General features: G+C 66.0%; 10 protein-coding genes. 2 read left to right on the top strand and 8 right to left on the bottom strand.

All coding sequences use genetic code 11. From position 1 onward, the window contains the following. Positions 1 to 286: 286 nt before the first annotated feature. The 4 genes from D473_RS24390 to D473_RS0107940 form a co-directional block, all read right to left on the bottom strand. On the bottom strand, positions 287 to 1,549 hold the full coding sequence (locus D473_RS24390) for a tetratricopeptide repeat protein (protein WP_017608550.1): 1,263 nt from the start codon (positions 1,547 to 1,549) through the stop codon (positions 287 to 289). A gap of 84 nt (positions 1,550 to 1,633) precedes the next feature. Next, positions 1,634 to 1,846 (bottom strand): hypothetical protein, encoded by a 213-nt coding sequence (locus tag D473_RS0107950; RefSeq protein WP_017608549.1) that lies wholly within the window; start codon positions 1,844 to 1,846, stop codon positions 1,634 to 1,636. A 630-nt stretch (positions 1,847 to 2,476) separates the two neighbouring features. After that, positions 2,477 to 2,947: an NUDIX hydrolase gene (locus tag D473_RS0107945; protein WP_026126720.1), complete on the bottom strand. Its 471-nt coding sequence runs from the start codon at positions 2,945 to 2,947 to the stop codon at positions 2,477 to 2,479. Positions 2,948 to 3,141: 194 nt separating this feature from the next. Further along, positions 3,142 to 3,519 carry a DUF2255 family protein gene (locus D473_RS0107940; RefSeq protein ID WP_017608547.1) on the bottom strand — a complete coding sequence of 126 codons (378 nt, stop codon included), beginning with the start codon at positions 3,517 to 3,519 and terminating at the stop codon, positions 3,142 to 3,144. Here D473_RS0107940 and D473_RS28355 point away from each other — a divergent pair. After that, positions 3,518 to 3,652 (top strand): hypothetical protein, encoded by a 135-nt coding sequence (locus D473_RS28355; protein ID WP_275040639.1) that lies wholly within the window; start codon positions 3,518 to 3,520, stop codon positions 3,650 to 3,652. The genes D473_RS0107940 and D473_RS28355 overlap by 2 nt on opposite strands. Positions 3,653 to 4,210: 558 nt before the next feature. Here D473_RS28355 and D473_RS0107935 read toward each other — a convergent pair. From D473_RS0107935 to D473_RS26010, 4 genes are all read right to left on the bottom strand, one after another. After that, complete coding sequence (locus tag D473_RS0107935; RefSeq protein ID WP_241474731.1) at positions 4,211 to 6,091, bottom strand: immunity 49 family protein; 1,881 nt, start codon at positions 6,089 to 6,091, stop codon at positions 4,211 to 4,213. A gap of 88 nt (positions 6,092 to 6,179) precedes the next feature. Next, positions 6,180 to 6,920 carry an immunity 49 family protein gene (locus D473_RS26400; protein ID WP_083917929.1) on the bottom strand — a complete coding sequence of 247 codons (741 nt, stop codon included), beginning with the start codon at positions 6,918 to 6,920 and terminating at the stop codon, positions 6,180 to 6,182. Between the two features lie 296 nt (positions 6,921 to 7,216). After that, positions 7,217 to 8,914, bottom strand: a complete 1,698-nt coding sequence (locus tag D473_RS0107925) for an immunity 49 family protein (RefSeq protein ID WP_241474730.1) — start codon at positions 8,912 to 8,914, stop codon at positions 7,217 to 7,219. Between the two features lie 179 nt (positions 8,915 to 9,093). Continuing rightward, a complete protein-coding gene (locus D473_RS26010; protein ID WP_152436790.1) occupies positions 9,094 to 13,164 on the bottom strand; it encodes a hypothetical protein in 4,071 nt (1,356 codons plus the stop codon). Positions 13,165 to 13,886: 722 nt separating this feature from the next. Between D473_RS26010 and pglW the strand changes: the two genes are divergently transcribed. Continuing rightward, complete coding sequence (gene pglW, locus D473_RS0107915; protein ID WP_017608542.1) at positions 13,887 to 18,173, top strand: BREX system serine/threonine kinase PglW; 4,287 nt, start codon at positions 13,887 to 13,889, stop codon at positions 18,171 to 18,173. Positions 18,174 to 18,229: the final 56 nt, after the last annotated feature.

Here is an 18,229-nt window from a genome sequence, read left to right as displayed (position 1 = left end):
CGCCGGTGCGCGGCCGCGTTCGGGGGAATTCTGTCACCGCGGTCGTTCGAGTTCGCTCCTACCTGGGGGTAGTGGATGCTCAGCACCAAGAACCCGGGGCGGCGGTGTCAACACCCCAATGAGTAGTTCTACGGACGGTGGTAAGGGCGTGGCGCGCGGTTTCGGCGGTTTGGCGCCGGTCCCTTCCGAGTGACGAGGCAGAGGGTAGGCCCTCTGGAACCGGCCAGGTTGCCAGGGCCCATCGGTCACGGCCGGTCCCGGCCTGTCCACGGCGCACACCGCGGGGTCAGGCCTTCAACCCCCGGAGCCGTTCCTCGGTCCGGGCCGCGCGCGGATCCCCGTGATCGGTGAAGTAGTCCAGAGCGGCGCCCCACGCCTGCCGTGCCCGCTCCACCTCGCCCAGTTCGACGTGGGCGTGGCCCAACCCCAGCAACGCCACCGCCCGGCTGTCGGCGTCCCCGTGCTCCTCGAACACCCGCGCGGCCGCCCGGTACTCCTCCACGGCCTCGGCGGCCCGGCCCGAACCGGTCAGGACCCGCCCCAGAGTGCAGCCCGCCCAGGCCACACTCCACACCTCACCGATGGCCTCGAAGACCGCGACGGCCTCCCGGCAGCGCTCCAGGGCCTGGCGCCAGTGGCCCGAATCCGCGCCCGACTCGGCCAGACTCAGCAACCCCATCGCCTCGCCCCGGCGCTCGCCCGCGTCCCGGAAGACACCGACGGCACGCTCGACGAACTCCCGTGCGGCCTCGTGTTCACCGCGCTGCCAGGACACCTCGCCCAACTGGCGCAGCGCGAACCCCTCGATCCACGCATCGGCCACCCCTTCGTTGGCCTGCAGAGCAGCGCGGTAATGGCGCACGGCCTCGTCGAGTTCGCCCAGCAGCCATCGCGCATCGCCCATCCCCAAGTGGTTGCGGGCCGCACCGAAGGGGTCGCCGGTCTGCGCGGCGGCCCGCAAACCGAGGGTGTGCAGGTCACGCCACTCGTGCCAGTGCCGGTGCAGCTCGAAGAGCGGGTAGACCGTCGCGGGCAGGCGCCACGCGAGATCGTGGTGGCCGTGCTCGAGAGCGGATTCCGTCGCCGCCACCAGGTTCGCGCGTTCGGCCTCGAACCAGACCCGGGCCTGATCCGCGGACTCGACGCCGGGAAGCTCCTCGGGCCGTTCCCCGCCAGGAACGACCGGGAAGTTGGGCTGCTCGGCGAGCTGGGCCCGGGCCGCGGCGTGCACGTACCACCGCGCCACGTCCCCCACGGCCCGGTGCGCGTGTTCCACGGGGTCCTCGGCGCGCACCCGCTCGACCGCGTACAACCGCACCAGGTCGTGCAGGCGGTAACGGCCGGCATGCGGACGCTCCACGAGGTGGGCCCGCGTCAGCTGCTCCAGCAGCTTCCGCGCCCGGTCGAGCGGTGTGCCGGTGAGCGCGGCGGCGGCACCGGGGGAGAACTCCGGGCCCGGATGCAGGCTCAGACGGCGGAAGAACCGTGCGGTGTCCTCGTCCAGGTCCTGGTAGGAAGTCGATATCACGGCGCGCAGGTCAGACAACACGTCCTCCTCGGTGGTTGTTCGGACCGAAGGAGGAGGGCACCGGGCCCCGCCCCAGTCGGTGGGCCCGGTGCGGTGAGACCGAACCTATCTCTGGCGGTGCTGTTCGACTGCGGCAATGACGATTTCGGGGGAGATGCGCACTGCGGTTTCGCCGGGCAGGGGGTTTTGCACCTTCGCCCAGTCTTCCGGTGCCAGACCGGCACCCTGGACGACGAACTCTCCGGTGTCGCTGAGGTAGACCGAGGGGCAGCCCTTACCGCCGGAGGAGGGGTCCTTGGCGAGCAGTTCCAGGTCCATGGCTTTCCTTTCAGGGGTCGCTCGGGACCTTCAGAAGTCGCCGAACCTAGCACGCAAGCCTTACGGCACAGGGTTTCTGGCCGTTTGCGGCCCCTCCGTCGTCGGTGCTTTCTCTTCAACTGCGCCACTTGAGACCCATGGGTCTCGACAGATGCGCGCCAGCCGTCTGACATCGGCGGCGCCGAGCGCGGCGTGGAAGGAGAGTGGCGTTCGCTGGGGCCACGACCCCCACTTCGCAGTCACCGGCACGCCTATTATTGACTGCAAACCGAGGGCTTGATTCAGGACAGCGGCCGGTTGTCCACAGGCGTGGCTCGGGTGGTGGTGCGCGGGGTGACATGCGCGGATAGTGAGGTGATGGATTCCGCGCGGCCTGCCGCCCTCCGGTACCCCACTGCTGCCACCGCTGTCGCTGCCGAGCAGTACGGCGTCATCACCTGTTCGCAGGCCGTGAAGTGCGGACTGACGGACCACGACCTCAGACGACTGGTCCGGAAGGGCGAAAGAAACTGGCGTGCTTCGGCGGCGAGGCCGTCGAGCACCTGAAACGCATCGCGGGGGAGTACCGGTCTCTGGCGCAGGGGTGAGCCGTCAACAGCGCCGAAGCCCGTGAAGCGTGCTGAGCGGGGCTCAGGAGACGCGCACGGGGTGATCCAGAACAGAGCGGATCGCTTCGGTGTTGGCCGCGATGAACCTCCTCAGTGAGGCCGGCATGAGGTCGATGCCGAGCACGGCCTCCGGTATGAAGGGGAGGCGGACGAGCTCGTACCCGCCCCGTTCAGGTTGGTCGAACTCATCCCCGGTGCGGCGGTCGGGGTCCATGGACGCCAGGCGTGCGGCGAAGATGTACTGCACCTTCAGCCCGCCCGGTATCCGCTCGGTGATGAGGTGGACGAGCTGGGCGCTGTGCACCGTCCCTCCGATCTCCTCGAAGACCTCGCGGTGCAGCGCCGCCTCGACATCGGGGTCCTCGGGTTCCACGCCTCCGCCGATCGTCGTCCAGTACGGGGTTTGTCCCGGGCGGGTGCGTTTGAACAGCACCAGATCTTCCCCGTCCAGCAGGATCGCCCGGGCACTGGACTTGGTGATGGGCTCCGCCATGTTTCCCCTCTCCTGTACCCGCACCATGGTCGACCGGGCACGGCCCGGGACGGGGCTCCTCCTCGCGCCGTGGACATGGAACGGGCCCGGGAGAGCGCGTCCACGCCTCCCGGGCCCCAGCCTCGTGCTTCAGGCCTTACGCCCTCTGCCACCGCTGCCTCGGCGAGGTCTGGCGGGCTCGGGTCCGTCCGGGACTATCGCGGCATGACTTTGAGCGTCGCGGGCCGGGCGGTCGAGCTGGTGATCATACGCAGCGAATCCGGGCTGTAGTCGTACTTTTCCTGGTAGGCCTCGTCGATGCGGGGCTGCACGTCATCGTTCTCCCCGATGTCGGCGAAAGACACGTCGAGCTCGTTGTCGAGAGCCTGGATCCGGCCCTCGTTCCGGGTGTGGGCGCCCTGGTACCACCTGCCGGAGGTGCCGTTCACGGACCGGACGTAGTAGTCGCCGCCGACCCTGACCCCCCAGATGGTGCGGTAGGAACGGGGCGTGCCGTTCTCGTCCAGTGAGGTGATTTCCAGTTCGCGGGCACGGTCGAGCGCGCCGAGGTCGTCGTCGTTCCATCTCGCCATGGGTTCCTCGCCTTTCTCCTGGCCGTTCGAGCTGATCCTGGGCTCCGGCAGCCCAGAGATGCCCGGTAGGGCCACGATGGTGGAGCTGCTGACGGTCGGCGGAGCTGTGTGGCCACGAGGCCACCCCTGGTGAAGGAACCGCCGGACCTCCCGATCAAGGCTCTGTCACCGTAGCGATTCCGCCAACGGCACGGCCCGGGATGTTGGCAAAGAACGCGCCGGTGCACCTCGGAGACCTGTGGTGTCCAGTTGGAGGCGGGAGGTCGTCCGGCGCGAAGCGCAGAAGGCGGTGGCGAATCGAGCGGCGGCTCTCGGGAGACCGTTACGGAGGCAGCCCGGTCGTTGATGTCCTCGTGCCGGCGAGGAGGACGGTCAGTAGACCCGGATGACCTCGCGGACCTCGGTGGAGACCAGATAGTCCTTGGGTCGGCGACATCGCTTCGCCCTTGGTGCCGGGCATGTGCGGCTGAACGTGACCGCGGTCAAGAACCTGCTGGGTGCCCTGCAACCGCACCAATACAGCCCCCTACGACAGCCGTGTCCCCAGGTCAACTATCAAAGTACGGCTGCCGTACCGGGGCCGGACCGCGTCTCAGACCGCGAACTCGCTGCGCCCCTCATGGCGGTCGATGGACAATGACACTAATCGGATCTCTCCATCCTCTGCCCCCAGTACAGATTTGTCGCAGGCTCAGAGCGGGGACTCGACCTCCCATGTGCGATCCAAGATGTACTTCGGGAAGTACGTCGAGCTCAGGTCCGGGGCGAACCTCCCCAACTCCCGGCGCCGGTCGTAGGCCAGGCATGCGATAGCGAACAGCCCCAGCGGCAGCACGCCCTCCAGCGACGAGCGCCGCTCCTCGCCGGCCGTGTAGTACGCACGGAACAGCTCCAAGCCTTCACGCATCGCCTCGTCGAAGCCCTCGGTGCCGTCCTCGGCCAACCGCAGCAAGGCCTTCATCGCTGGGACCGCTAGCGAGTCCAGCTCTTGGGCACCCCACTGGCTCGCGTGTTCGGGCCTGGCCAGCCGCATCGCCTCACGCAGATGCTCGAGTGACTCGTCCCGATCCACGAGGAACCTCTGCAGAGCCCGCACCCAGGAGTAGACGAACTCGTCCTCGACCACGCCGTTGCGCTCGCCGGCCTCCCGCAACTGCCTGACCGGAATCTGCGCCAGCAGCGGTACCACCCACTCCATCCGACAGGTCAGCGCCACATAGAAGCTCTCCAGCCACGTGCGCACATCCAGACCCGGGCCGGGTTCGATCGCATCGAACACCCGATCGCGACGCAGTACACGACGCTCGAGCCTGGTCCCTGACGGCGCCAGGCTCGCGGCGAGGAAAGCCTCCGACACTTGCCCCCAGGTGCTCCACGGATCCCAGGTCAAGGCCTCAGCACAAACAGGATCCGCGGCCACACGGGCCAGCGCCAACTCCCGAAGCTGGACACGAACCTCCGACAACCGGGCCGAATCCTGCTCTGCTTCCTCCACCAACCGGTCCACGGCATCGACCGGCAGATCCGGTACTTGCGGCCGCAAGGGCGGGGTGGCCTCGTGGCGCTCGACCATCGGTGCCACATCGGCATCGGCCGGTCGGTGCACGCCGAAGCGCTCACGCAACGCCTGCGGATCGACCGTCTCAGGGATGTGCGCACGGTAGGGGAACTCGTTCTCCCACGCCCGTTCCAGGATCTTGCGCGGGAAGTACGTCGAGCTCAGATCTGGCTCGAACGAGGGCTCCACCTGGTGCAGGTCATAGGCCACACACGCCAAACCGAACAGAGGCAGTGGAACCGTGCTCTCTAGGTGTCGGCCGGGCCGTTCATCCTCACCACGGCCCTCGGTGTAGTACTCCCGGAACCCCAGCAACGCCCGGTACATCTCCTCATTGAACCCGGCCGAATCCCGTGCAGCCAACCGGTCGAGCACCCTCATCGCCGGCAGAGCCAACCGGTCAATATCTCGTGGATTGGAGACAACCAGATGTTCTGGACCGCACAACCGCATGGCCTCGTCCAGGTTCTCCTGAAAGGATGTCCGATCCAGCACAAAATCCTGCAGCGCCTCGGCCCACGACCAGGTCAGATCATTGTAGTACCCACCTTCACTCTCCGACCACGCTCGTAGCACCGGGACTGGGATGCGAGCCAGCTCTCGGACTCGGCTCTTATCCCGGCAGGTCAAGGCCAGAAAGAAGGCATCGGACCATTTAGAGAAATCGAAAGTCGACCCAGGCTCGACCCCGACGAGCTCACGTGTTTGATGATAGATCAGCCTGCTGACAGTCTCTCCCGGGTCGGCCACTGCCATGGCGAACATCGATTCGGCGGCCTGCATCGATGTAACCCACGCTTCCCACGTCAAAAGTTCTGACGCGTGAGGGTCCAAAGCCAGGCGCATAAAAGAACGACGCTTTATCCCGGAGGCTCTTGATTCCACTGCCCAGGGTTTATCGCAAAAATAGTCGACATGCTCATCAATAAAATCAGGAGTTGCCTCCATAAAGTATTTGAAGTTTTCCTTGACATCATTACTGATGCCATGGTGGCCCACAAAAAAATTTTTCATCACCCATCCCCCCTGCGCGAGTTGGTCGAAATATCAAACAAGCCATCCGTCACGGAGGCAGTCCTGTCACTGATGCCCTCGTGCCGCCTCAGATCGGGAACTCGTTGAACCACGAATGCTGGACCAGGTGCTTGGGCAGGTAACCCGAGACCACGTCGAGCTGGAAGTCCGGGTCGACTTGCGAGATGTCGTAGGCCATGCAGGCGAACGCCAGAAGGCCCAGAGGGAAGACCCCCTCGATGTCATGGGCTCGCGACTCGGTCGCAGTCCGGTACTCCCCGAACGCCGCCACACCAGCAGCCAGAGCCTCGTTGAAAGCCGCCGAGTCCCGCTCCACCAACCGCAGCAGCACCAGCATCTCGGGGAACACCAGTTTCCCCACGGACTCCTCATCACCGAACCCGGACACCTCCGGGTCGGACTTCTCTACCGCAGCAGCGAGCTCTTCTTCGGACCGTCCATCATTGAGGACCAGGGACTGCAACGCAGCAACCCAATGATAAAGGTAAGACGCATACACTGTCCCTTGAGATTCACCACGGACCCGGAGAGTTTCCACTGGAATCTGACAAAGATAGTCGACCATGGCCTCATTGCGGCAGATGAACGCATGGAAAAAAGCGTCGGTCCAGTTCGTCGCATTGAGGTCCGGGCCGTCTTCTATGGACTCAACAACTCTGCTCTCATGGTTAATGAGGAGAGCACTCTCAGTGCCTTGGGGCTCCGCTTGGATCCTGAACAACGCATGGTATGCCTGCATGGCAACCACCCAGGATTCCCACGTTTCGACGTAAGTAAATCGGGGGCCGTCCGCCGTGCGGAAACTCATGTTAGCAGTCAGGACAGCGAGTGAACTGTGCGCATACGCAGGGTGTTCTACAATGGCACCAACCCACTCCTCGGGCCCTTCGTCAAGAAGTTCCCTTTGTCCATCGTCAACGCGGTGACTCAAGTCGTGGCTGTCAATTTCATACATCAAAATTGAACTCTCATATCGCGAACTCTCCGCGTCAGGCCCCCTTGAGCAGGTAACCCGGCTCCACCTCGAACGAAAAACCAAAACCGGAGACAGCCAAACCCCAACCCCAGCATGTGATCGCGAACAGGCTCAGAGTTGCCGTGGGGTCAGATCCGGAATTCACCCTCCCACTGACGATTCAAGATGTACTTCGGGAAGTACGTCGAGCTCAGATCCGGAGAGAACCCCGGGTACCTGCGCAGGTCATAAGCCAAGCACGCGATCGCGAACAACCCCAGTGGCAGCACACCCTCCAGAGAAGCACGCCGCTCTTCAGTCTCGGTGTAATGCTCCCGGAACAGCTCCAAGCCTTCACGCAGGGACTCGTTGAATCCCTCGGTGTCGTACTCAGCCAACCGCAGCAAGGCCTTCATCGGCGGCACCACCAACCGGTCCAACCCCTGCGCACCCCACTGGTGCGCATGCTCGGGTGAAGCCAAACGCATCGCCTCACCCACGTGTTGGCCCAAGGCCCGCCGGTCCACAATGAAACTCTGCAGAGCCCGCGCCCAGGCGTAGACGAACTCGTCCTCGACCACACCGTTGCGCTCGCCGGCCTCCCGCAACTCCCTGACCGGGATCTGCGCCAGCACCGGCACCACCGATTCCAGGCGGCAGGTCAGAGCCAGGTAGAAGGCCTCCAACCAGGTGCGCACATCCAGACCGGGGCCGGGCTCGATCGCCCCGAACCTACGCTGCACTGCCAAGACACTGCGCGTGATGGTGGTGCCTGCCGGTTGCCGGCTCGCTGCGAGGAACGCATCCGAGACCTGCGCCCAGGAAGCCCACGCACTCCACGTCATCGACTCACCCGAATCCGGGTCGTCGGCCACACTGGCCAACGCCAACTCCCGGATCCTCAAACGCACAGACGGCAGGCGGGAGGGTTCCTGCTCCACGTGGTCCACCATCTCTTCGACCACGTCCACCGTCATCTCCGGCAAGTCGTACCGCAGCGGCGGGAGGGCCTCATGGCGCTCAACCATCGGCACCGCATCACCATCGGCAGGACGATCCACCCTGAACCGCTCGCGCAATACTTGCGGATCCACCGGGTCAGGGATGTGCGCACGGTAGGGGAACTCGTTCTCCCATGCCCGTTCCAGGATCTTGCGGGGGAAGTACGTCGAGCTCAGGTCCGGCTCGAAGGAGGGCTCTGCCTGGTGCAGGTCATAGGCCACACAGGCGAGGCCGAACAAGGACAGAGGCACTGCGCCTTCAAGGTTTCTTCTGGGGCTTTCGTCTTCGTCGGGTTCGCTCGTGTAGTGCTCCCGAAACCCCAGCAATCCCCGGTACATCTGCTCGTTGAACCCGTCAGCATCGCGTGCAGCCAGCCGGTCCAAGACCCTCAACGGGGGCAGAACAAGTCTTTCTACCTCTTCCGGCTCGATGAGTTCGAGGTTCTCCGGTTCACACAGCCGCATGGCCTCGGCCAGGTTCTCAGCGAAGGAGTCCCGCTGTAGGACAAAATCCTGTACGGCTTCAGCCCACGGCCAGACCCACTCATCCCGAACCGCCCCCTCGCTCTCCGACCACTCCCGCAGCACTGGAACAGGGATCCGCGCCAGAGCCTGTACCCGATCCCCATCACGGCAGCTCATCGCCAGAAAGAGCGCTTCCAACCAGGTCGAAACGTTGTACAACGAGGTCGGATGTTCGCCTTTGAGTGTTCGGACCTCGTGATGCATCAACCGCTCGAACGATTCACCCGGCTCCGCGGCCCCCATCGTCAGCAACGCTTCCGAAGCCTGCATCCAGGCAACCCACGCCTCCCACGTCATACGCTCCGAGACATCAGGATCCACCGACAAACACAACCGGGCCGATCTTTTGATCGGCGGTAGGTGGAAATCTGCCGCACTTGGCGATTCCTCGAAAACAGGTATATTTTTATCGATCTTCTGAGGAACCCTATTGCGGGTTGTGTAATAAGCAGCACGTGAAGCATCGTGCCGACGCACAAAGAATTTAGACATTGAAATCCTTAGGGGTTATAACTATTTTTCGAAACATCGAAAAGGCCAATTTTAGCGCCTGAATTTTTTCCAGATTCATTCGCTCCCTTCACTTCTGCGTAGTAGAGTTTGCCCTCTTTGAGGGCAGTTCTTATTTTTTGCGCAAGATCTTCTTCATTCCATCGCTCTACCTCATTTTCTGAATTTCCTTCGTAATAATCGGTTCCTCTCAGGTCATCTTCCCCTCGGGCCTCCATGCTTTCAAGGATATCCATCAAGTACTCGCGCGATCCCTGAGAGGCCTTTACCTTCCCCCCTTCTGAGGCAACCCTCCTTTCCCCCAGAGGGGTGCCAGTGTCAGCCTTGGCCTCAATGATTAGGATTCCACCATCGCTCGTGAAATAAATCTGATCAAACTGGTCATTCCCATTCTTGGGAGCGGTGTCAACCAAGTCCATGGCATTGCCACTTTCGATTTCAGGAACCAGCCCACTGACTCCATTTTGGTGCAAGCCACCATAATTGGTTTTTCCGTCGAAAAATTGGCCGATGTAGGCTTCTGCCGCCTTCTCTCCGTTCCGTTCACCTGCCCGGCTCATCTCCCATTGGGCAACAGAAATTTCCGCATCTAGGTCAGCGACACTTTTCCCCTCATGCTTTCCGTCAGGGGAATCCTTAGCCAGTTTCAAATTCTTGCCAAGTCTCGAAACCTCCTCGATCCAGAACTTTCTCTCTCGCGCAAAATCATCCAGCTTGTGTTGCTCGACCAGATCTTCATTGCGCTCAAGTTTTACCTTCTTGCCTCCCAGGAGATAATGGGGCTTTGGGGCTGGAGGGAGGTCTGTCTTGGACGCCAATCTTCCAGCCTTATTATCCCATTCAATTTGAGGGATTACCCATTTCCCAATAGTGTCGTAGATGCTCCATCGGTGCCGACTTCCGTCCCCGCGAAGGCTGTAGTAATTATCAAGAAGCCCCTTGTGCTTATTAAGCAAGTCAAGGAAATCTTTAATGAATTCCTCTCCGCTCTTCCAGGTCTTCCCGCGGATGTACTTTTCAGCCACGGCTCTTCGTTCTTCAGGAGTGCCCCTACGGCTTGTGTCCCGTTCGGGTCCTGCTCCATCAGTGGAGCCCTGGTCGCTGCTGCTGTCGCTGGAGTCGCTCTTGCCGTTGCCGGAGTCGGGTCCCTCGGGGCCGCCCGTGGGTGTGACGGGTGGTTTGCCGCCACCGCCTCGCGAGCCTTCCCCGGAGGTGCGGTCGGTGGGGCCGTCGCGGTGCCCCGACGTGTCGCTCCTATCGCCGTCACCGCTGCGGCCGGAGTCCGGCGTGTCCGGGTTGCGGCCTGCGGGGCCGTCCTCGTTACGGGTCTGGGGGCCGCGATCGTGCAAGTCCGGGGAACGCCCGCTCCCTCGGTCGGTGGACCAGCGATCGTGGCTCTGCGGCCGGTCCCGGCCGCCGTCGCGCTGGTCGCGGCGCGAACCCTCACCCGAGGGCCCGCGTTCGGCGCGCGCTCCCTCGACGCCGCGCCCGCTGCTGTCCAATCTGAACGCGGCCGTCGCAGCCGCTTTCAGCATCGCCCCTACAGTGGCCGGCTCCGGGCTCCGGTCGGGCCCGTCGAAGCGCGGGTCGGAGCTGCGCCCACTGTTCGCGCCACTGCCCTCGCCGTAGTCCCCGTGGTCGCCGTCCTGGCGCTGGGCGTGTTCCCATCCGCTGCGCGGGGCCGGGGTCTCGGCCAGGGATTGGGCCTTCCACCCCGGATCCTGCTCGGCCCTGGAGCGCATCGACTCGAGCGTGTCCCGGTTGTCCTCGACGAACTGCTCGTAGGGCGCGTTCTCCCGGTCCAGGAACTGCTTGAACCCATCGCTCTGGCTGCCCACGTCCCGTGCGGAGTCGCGCTGGAAGGCCGCTTCGAGCTCCTGAAGGAGGTCCTGGCCCTCCTTCAAGTGGGCGGCCGGATGGTCCTCGCGCACCTGCTCAGGCAGCCTCGGGTCACCGGCGCGGATGACCTCGGAGGCGTCCGGGTGGGTGGAGGGGCCACCATCGGAGCGGACGCGTTGGCCGTCCGCGCTCTCACGCAGCAGCGCGTCGGAGTCCTCCTGGCTCCGGTCGTTACGGTCGTTGCGGCCCTGCTGGTCCTCATCCATCCGGTCGGAACGGTTGTTGTCGCCGTCGGGACGGTCGGCCTCGGCCACGTCGGCGCGGGTGGGCTCGGGCGTCTGCGAAGGCGACTGTGCCGGCGACTGCGTCGAGGACTCGGAACTGGTGTCTTCGCGCCCGGCCTGTTCGGTGTGGCCCCAGCGGTCGCCGTAGGCGTCCGCTGTGTCGACGTCCCGAGCGGTCTCGGAACTCTCAGAGCTCTCGTCGGAGCGCGTGTTCTCGGAGCCGGTGTTCGTGTCCTCGTTGACGCCCCACCGGTTGCCCGAGGCGGGCTGTTCCGAGCCGGTGTCGCGCCCGTCCGAACCCTGCGTCTCACGCCCCGACGTTTCCTCTACCGGGCCGGGACCGGTGTCCTGACCGGAACGGTCCGCCCCGCCCGTGTTCTCGGCCGGGGGCTCCACGTCGGCGACCGGGGACGGCACGGGCCGCCGTTCCGGCGTCTGCTGGTCCGTGCGCCCCGACCCAGCCGAGGATCCGCCGCGTCCGGAACGCTGGCCCTCCGGAGCCTCACTCGCCGGGGAGATCGGAGCGCGGGGCACACCGCCCTCGCTGCCACCCGCACCCGTGCCTGAACCACCATGTTCGCCCCCGCCGGGGCCGCCCTCGCCCGGGAAGCTGAACGAGTCCGGCAGATCACCCGGGGAGAAGGCCTCCGGCGCCTGGAACCCCGCAGGATCCACCGTCGTCGGCACCGACCCGCCGCCGCCCCCGGCGGGGATACCGCCCGCAGGTGAACCGGAGCCCGCATCCACATCGGCGCCACCGCCGCCGTCCATCCCGCCGGCAGCGGGACCGGAGCCCATACCGTTGAGCATGGAAGCCCCGCGCCAAGCCATCAGCGGCACACCCACCACCGCGCCCACGCCCGTCGCGGTCAGCGCCGCACCACCCACCACACCCACGGTGTTGAGCACGGCGGTGGTGATCACATAGCCCGGCCGGTCCTCCCACTCGGTCCAGGGCACCACCGAGTGCGCCAGCTCCTTCCAACTCTCACCCACCGAGTCCCAGCCGGCCCACCCGAAACTGTCGCTGTCGCGGTCGTAGAGACCCACCAGGCCGGCCAGCTCCTTGAGGTTGTCGCCGTGGTACTCAGTGAAGGCATCCGACCAGGAAGTGCTGAACCAGCCCTCGGAGCTGTGCAGGCCAACGGCCCCGCCCACGTCCTCCACGAAACCGACCGTGTGGTCCCACCCGGCCGCCAGGGAATCCACCGCCCAGTTGTGGTCGGTATCGGCCCCGACCACACCCCACTCGGCCATCAGTTCCTCGGCCGTACCGTCGTAGCCGTGGTAGAAGACGTCCTCCTCCAGGGCGCCCTCATCGGCGCCCTGGGGCCTGGAGGAGAACTCGGTACTGTTCGGCACGCCGTTGGTGATGGCGTTGGCGCAGGCCACCTCGGCCTCGGCGTACTCGGTCAGCAACGCGATACCGCGCCGGATGAGCGTTTTGTTCTCCTCCACTTCCTCGCTCTCGCCGCCCAAGAGCCCGCCGTCGCGCCAGTCCTCGTCGTCGTCGATACGGTCGCGGAAATCGACGGCGTCGTCGTACAGGGTGGAGAAGCGGCGCTGGATGCTGGCCATCTCACCGGCGAAGGTCTCCAAAGCCGAGGCGGCCCGCTCAGTGCCCGTTTCGACGTCATCGCCATCTGCGGCCACGGTGTCCATGGCCGCGTACAGGGCGTCCTCGTGGTCGGGGGCCTTGTAGGCGTTGGTGAGCCCGCCCCAGGAAGACTTGATGTCATAGCCGGCCTCGCTGACCGTGGCCCCGTGGGTGCGCAGGTCCCCGGCCAGGGCCTCGATGCTCTCCGGGTCGCCTTTGGGGGCGACCTCGGCGATCCCGACCGGGCTGATCACCTCATCGCTGTTGGTCAGTGATTCTGGTTGCTCACCGAAGGGCTTGGGTTCGGGCAGTCGGGTGGGGCCGCCGGGATGGTCACTCACGGTTGAGGGCTCCGCAGAGGGGTCGTGCCACGCGTGTGGGGGCGCGCGGGGGGAGAACAAAAAAGGTGCTACCCGTGAGTTATACCGATACGCCCGCAACACCGCCCATCCGGGGGAAACACCACCCATCCGGCCGATTTCCGCGTCCTATGCCGGGTCTTGCCTTGACCAGGAACGATGCGTGGCGGGTCGGTCACAGCTGAGCCTCAGCGCGCATATCCATGACGCAGATCACCCTCGGCGCTCTCGCGGGAGCAGGCCCCCGGGCCTTCTGACCGGCCGTCTCACCGGGGAGGCGGACGGGCCCGAGCTGCACAGCACCCCGTGTGCGCTGGCCAAGGACCGGGAACGACAGAACTCCCTGCAAAAGCTGCACTCGGACGTGTGCATCGTCCGGTTCACGTGGGCGGGCCTCGGGAAGCCGGGATGCATCCTGATGTCGATGGTGGGGGAGAGCATCGGGACACGTCATACTGCTTCCCGCGTCCGTGGTCATCGGGGCGGCCCCATTGGGGAGCGTCTCCCCAGACCACAGTCCGGGCGTACTTTCACCGAGGCGGCTTGGGGAACGGGACGGCCAGTCATCCAGAGCAGGCGAGAACGACCCCCGTCCGGGGCCGAATCGAGACCCCTCCTGGCCCCACAGCGCGGTCGTCCGTCGTCGCTTCCCCCTATGCTGGGCGGGCACTCGCGCGTTACAGAACCGGACAGGGAGCCCTCGGATGTCGAACAGGTGGTGGGGAAAGCCCTCGGAATTCCCCTGGGAACAGGCCGCCCTGGAACACATCCGCGAACAGTTCCCCGATCGCGGCAACTATCGTGCCTGGGCGGGCTTCACCTTCACCGCGCGCAGCGGGCGCATCCGCGAGTGCGACCTGCTCATGGTCACCCCTACCGGCGTCTATCTGGTGGAGATCAAGAGCCACCCCGGGACGGCCGCCAACAAGGGCAGCGAGTGGACCTTCACCGATCGGTATGGGAAACGCAGAACCACCAGCAACCCGCTGCACCTGACCGACCTCAAAGCCAAGGAACTCAAGAACCGCTTGCGGTGGGCCGTCGGGCACCTCGGTTTGCGCAACGTGCGGGTGCCCTTCATCGAAGCCGCTGTCTTCCTGTCCGACCCCGACTTGCGGTGCAGGTTCGACGAGGTCCAGAGCGCCAACGTCTACGGCCGGGACGGTTTGGAACAGCAGACCCGCTTGCCGGGGGTGTGGGACAAGCTGCTCGGAGCCCCGCACAGCCGGGTCGACCCTGGGTTCCTCACACACGCGGCCCGTCTCATGGAGACCATCGGGATCAGGCCCATGGACCGGGCGCTGCAACTGGGTGAGTACACCCTGAGCAAGCGTTCCATGGACAGCGGCCCCACCTGGACCGACTACGAGGCCAAACACCAGCGGTTGGGCGGAACCAGCCGGGTGCGCCTGTACCACTACGGCGAGAACCCCCCGGAGGACGAGCGCCGCTCGGTGGAGCGCGCCGCCAAACGCGAGTACCTCTCCCTGGAGGGCATCTCCCACGAGGGCATCGTCAAGGCCGAGTACTTCGGGCTCATCGACGAAGGCGGCGCCGACCTCGGGCCGGCCATCGCCTTCCGCCACCACGAGTCCTGGCAGCGCCTGGACCACTTCATGGCCGAACACGGCGAGGGCCTGGACGTCGACACCCGGATGGTGATGGTCCGCCAACTGGCCGAGGCGGTCAATCACGCCCACCGCAATCGGCTCTACCACCGTGCCCTGGCTGCCAGCAGTGTGTGGGTGGAGATGGACGGGTTCTACCCGCGCCTGTACATCGCCGACTGGCAGGTGGCCTCCAGGGAGAGCCTGCGTCTGCGCGGCAACCGTACGTCCCAGGCCGCCTCCAGCAGCGGAGCCACCGCTCACCTGGAGGCGGCGTTGGGCGGGCGTGCTCTGGACGCCCACGTGGAGGCGGCCGCGGGCGCCTACTTGGCCCCGGAGTTTCCCGACTACACCGGCCGGGCCGCGCCCCAGGACCTGTTCGGTCTGGGTGCCCTGACCTATCTGGTCTTCACCGGACGCCCGCCGGCCCGCGACCGCCCCGAGTTGGGCCGGCTCATCCAGGAGCACGACTGTCTCACCCCGGCTGCGGTCAGCGACGACATCGTGCCTCAGCTGGACACGCTGGTACGCGAGTCCACCCAGCGTTCCCCCCATGAACGCTTGGCGACCGTGCGGGCGTTCCTGCGCATGCTCGACGAGGTCGAGGAACGGCTGACGCTGCCCGAGGTCACCACCGATCCGCTCCGGGCCCGCACCGGCGACGAGATCACTCCCGGGTGGGAGGTCGGCAAGGTTCTCGGTAAGGGCGCCACTTCCCGGGCGCTGTTGATGCGCAGTGCCCGCACCGGCCGCGAGATCGTCTACAAGGTCGCCTTGGACACCGATTCCGCGGGCGCGGCGCTGCACACCGAGTCCGAGACCCTGCGCAGGGTGGGCGCACATCCGCGCATCGTGTCCATGGCCGCTACGGACAAGGACGGCGCAGCCGGCATCGAGGAGGTCGGCGGCCGCACGGTCCTGGTCCTGGAGCGGGCCGGGCAGAAGACCCTCGCCGACTTCCTGGGGGAAGAGGGCGCACTCACCAGCGGCGAACTCAACACCTTCGGCCGGCACCTGTTCGAGGCCTTGGAACACCTGCAGGAGAAGCAGATCCTGCACCGGGACCTCAAACCCGCCAACCTGGGTGTGCGGGAGGTCCCCAAACAAGCTCGGAGCCTGGTGCTCTTCGACTTCTCCCTGTCCAAGGCCCCGCTCAGCCACACCTCGGCGGGCACCAGCGGTTACTTGGATCCCTTCCTCGGAGGCGAGCGGCCCTACGACGAGCTCGCCGAACGCTACGCGCTGGCCGTCACCCTGCACGAGATGATCACGGGTGAGCTCCCGGTCTGGGACGAGGACGGCGTCGGCACGGACTTCCTCGCCGAGGACGTGGTCGTGCCCCGCCTGGCCGAGGAGGCCTTCCCCAAACAGAGCCGTGAGACCATGGTGGATTTCTTCCACCGGGCCTTGCACCGGCGTACCGAAGAGCGTTTCGCCACCCTCGCGGACATGCGCAGCTCGTGGGAAGCATCCTTCCACAGCAAACCCGTGGCGGAGAGCCCTGCGGAGAGCGAGGAAACCCGTCGGCGCAACCAGGAGAGCGCCACGGTGGAGACCCCCCTGCACTTGTCCGGGCTCACCCCGCTGGCGGTGGACACCGCCCAACGGATCCTGCGCTGCGAGACGGTGGGCCAGCTGTTGCGCACACCGGTCCGGGACATCACGCACATGCGGGGCAGCACCCGCAGTATCCGCAACGAGCTGCACAGCGCCACCTCCTACTGGCGCAAACATCTGGACGTGGCCGAGTACGCGGCCCCCGCCAAGGCCAAACTGCCCAGCGGCGCCGATGAGGAGACCAAACGCAACGCCCTCGTCGACCAGGTGGTTCGCCAGTTCCTGCCCAGCACGACCGAGGCCAACCGCTGGTGGGTCCGGGTCGTGCGCGAGCTGCTCGGTCTGCCCGAGGACCGCAAGGGGCTTCTGGACTGGTGGCCCACCCACCGCAAGGTGGCCCGACGCCTGGATCTGCCTCTGGAACGGGTGGAGGAGGCACTGAGGGAGGCGTACACCTACTGGAGCAAGAACGCCTCCCTGCTCGGATCGGTGCGCGCTGACGTGGTCGACATCCTCGCGCGCAACAGCCGGGTGCGCGAGGTCCGCCAGATCGCCTCCGAACTCCTCGCTACCCGCGGCTCCACCCGGGAGACCGAGGAACGCTCGGTCTACGCCCTGGCCGCGGTGCGCGCGGTCGTCGAGTACGAGGGGCGGCGGGCCGAACAGCTCTTCGCGGTGCGCCGCTACCCCCGAAGGGTGATCGTTTCCCAGGTCATCGACAACGACCCCCTCGTTCCGGTCGAAGGCGACCTCTTCGACTACGCCGAACTGCTCGGCGCGCGCGCCGACGCCCTGGTCGAGCTCGACGGCTCCGACGCCCTGCCCGGTCCGAGCGCGGTCCGTAAGGCCCTGCGTGCCGTGGAGACCCCCGAAGGCATGGAGCCCTTCTCCGACACCGCTCTGGTCCAGATCGCCGCGGCCGCGTCCCAGAGGGCCGAAGCAACCCCGCGCCTGGAGCTCTACCCCATCGACCTGGACCTGGAGCGGGCCCTGCGCATCACCCAGGCCATCGGTTACCTGGGCAGGCCCGGGATCACCCCGGAGCAGATCCGCGACCGGGTCCGGTCGCGCTTCCCCGCTCTGCCGCAGCCGAGCCGCAAGCAGCTGTACGACCTACTGAAGGAACGCCACCCCAAACTCCGCGAGGAACGGGTGGGCGAGACCGTGTGCTGGTACCTGGAGCCGGAACTCACCACCTACCAGCCCTCCACCCACACCGGACACCAGAACGGGCCCGGGCAAGCGGACGCCGCTTCCTCCCAGACCTGGCAGCGCCTGGAACAGGCGGTACGGCGGGGCGGGTACCGGGCACTCAAGACGTGGCTACCCGACACCGAACGCTCCGCTCAGATGCTCACACGGATGCCGGGCACAGTGCCCTTCGACGTGTCCACGGAGTTCGTCCGAGTCGTCGACGAGGTCATCGTGTCCAAAGCACAAGGTCTGACCTGGGAGATCCTGGCCCAGGCCGATAACAGCCAGCCCAGGCCCCGCCAATTCGAGACCTTTCTCGCGGAGGTGTTCCAGCGTCTGGGCGAGCGGGTGCGCGCCGCCGGCACGGACACACCTACCGGCAGCGGTGTGGTGGTGCTCTACGGGGCGACCCCACTGGCCCGCTACGAGCCGGGCCGCGCCCTGCTGGGCCGCCTGATCCAGGAGGCGAGGGAGGCCGATCGCGCCCCGTACGGACTGTGGTTGCTGTGCCCCATGCGCGGTCCGCAGACCGCCGCGACCTTGGACGGCCGCCCCGCGGGCATCATCGCCGACGCCGAGCAGGTACTGCTGCCCAGGGGCTTCACCGCCCCGGAGGCCACGCTGGTGGGGTGAGTGTGCGGCGCTTCCCCTCCGCCTGCAGGAGGGGAAGCGCCGCACGCCACCGAATG

Source organism: Nocardiopsis xinjiangensis YIM 90004 (genome assembly GCF_000341145.1).
Taxonomy (GTDB): domain Bacteria; phylum Actinomycetota; class Actinomycetes; order Streptosporangiales; family Streptosporangiaceae; genus Nocardiopsis; species Nocardiopsis xinjiangensis.
Note: the sequence above shows the minus strand (reverse complement) of the source record. Positions and strands in the feature narration are given on the sequence as shown.

What these genes read in the sequence shown, in the direction of transcription:
- D473_RS0107950 (WP_017608549.1), bottom strand. Translation starts at nt 1,846, where the DNA reads ATGGACCTGGAACTGCTCGCCAAGGACCCCTCCTCCGGCGGTAAGGGC.
- D473_RS0107935 (WP_241474731.1), bottom strand. Translation starts at nt 6,091, where the DNA reads ATGAAAAATTTTTTTGTGGGCCACCATGGCATCAGTAATGATGTCAAG.
- D473_RS26400 (WP_083917929.1), bottom strand. Translation starts at nt 6,920, where the DNA reads ATGAGTTTCCGCACGGCGGACGGCCCCCGATTTACTTACGTCGAAACG.
- pglW (WP_017608542.1), top strand. Translation starts at nt 13,887, where the DNA reads ATGTCGAACAGGTGGTGGGGAAAGCCCTCGGAATTCCCCTGGGAACAG.
- D473_RS0107940 (WP_017608547.1), bottom strand. Translation starts at nt 3,519, where the DNA reads ATGGCGAGATGGAACGACGACGACCTCGGCGCGCTCGACCGTGCCCGC.
- D473_RS28355 (WP_275040639.1), top strand. Translation starts at nt 3,518, where the DNA reads ATGGGTTCCTCGCCTTTCTCCTGGCCGTTCGAGCTGATCCTGGGCTCC.
- D473_RS0107945 (WP_026126720.1), bottom strand. Translation starts at nt 2,947, where the DNA reads ATGGCGGAGCCCATCACCAAGTCCAGTGCCCGGGCGATCCTGCTGGAC.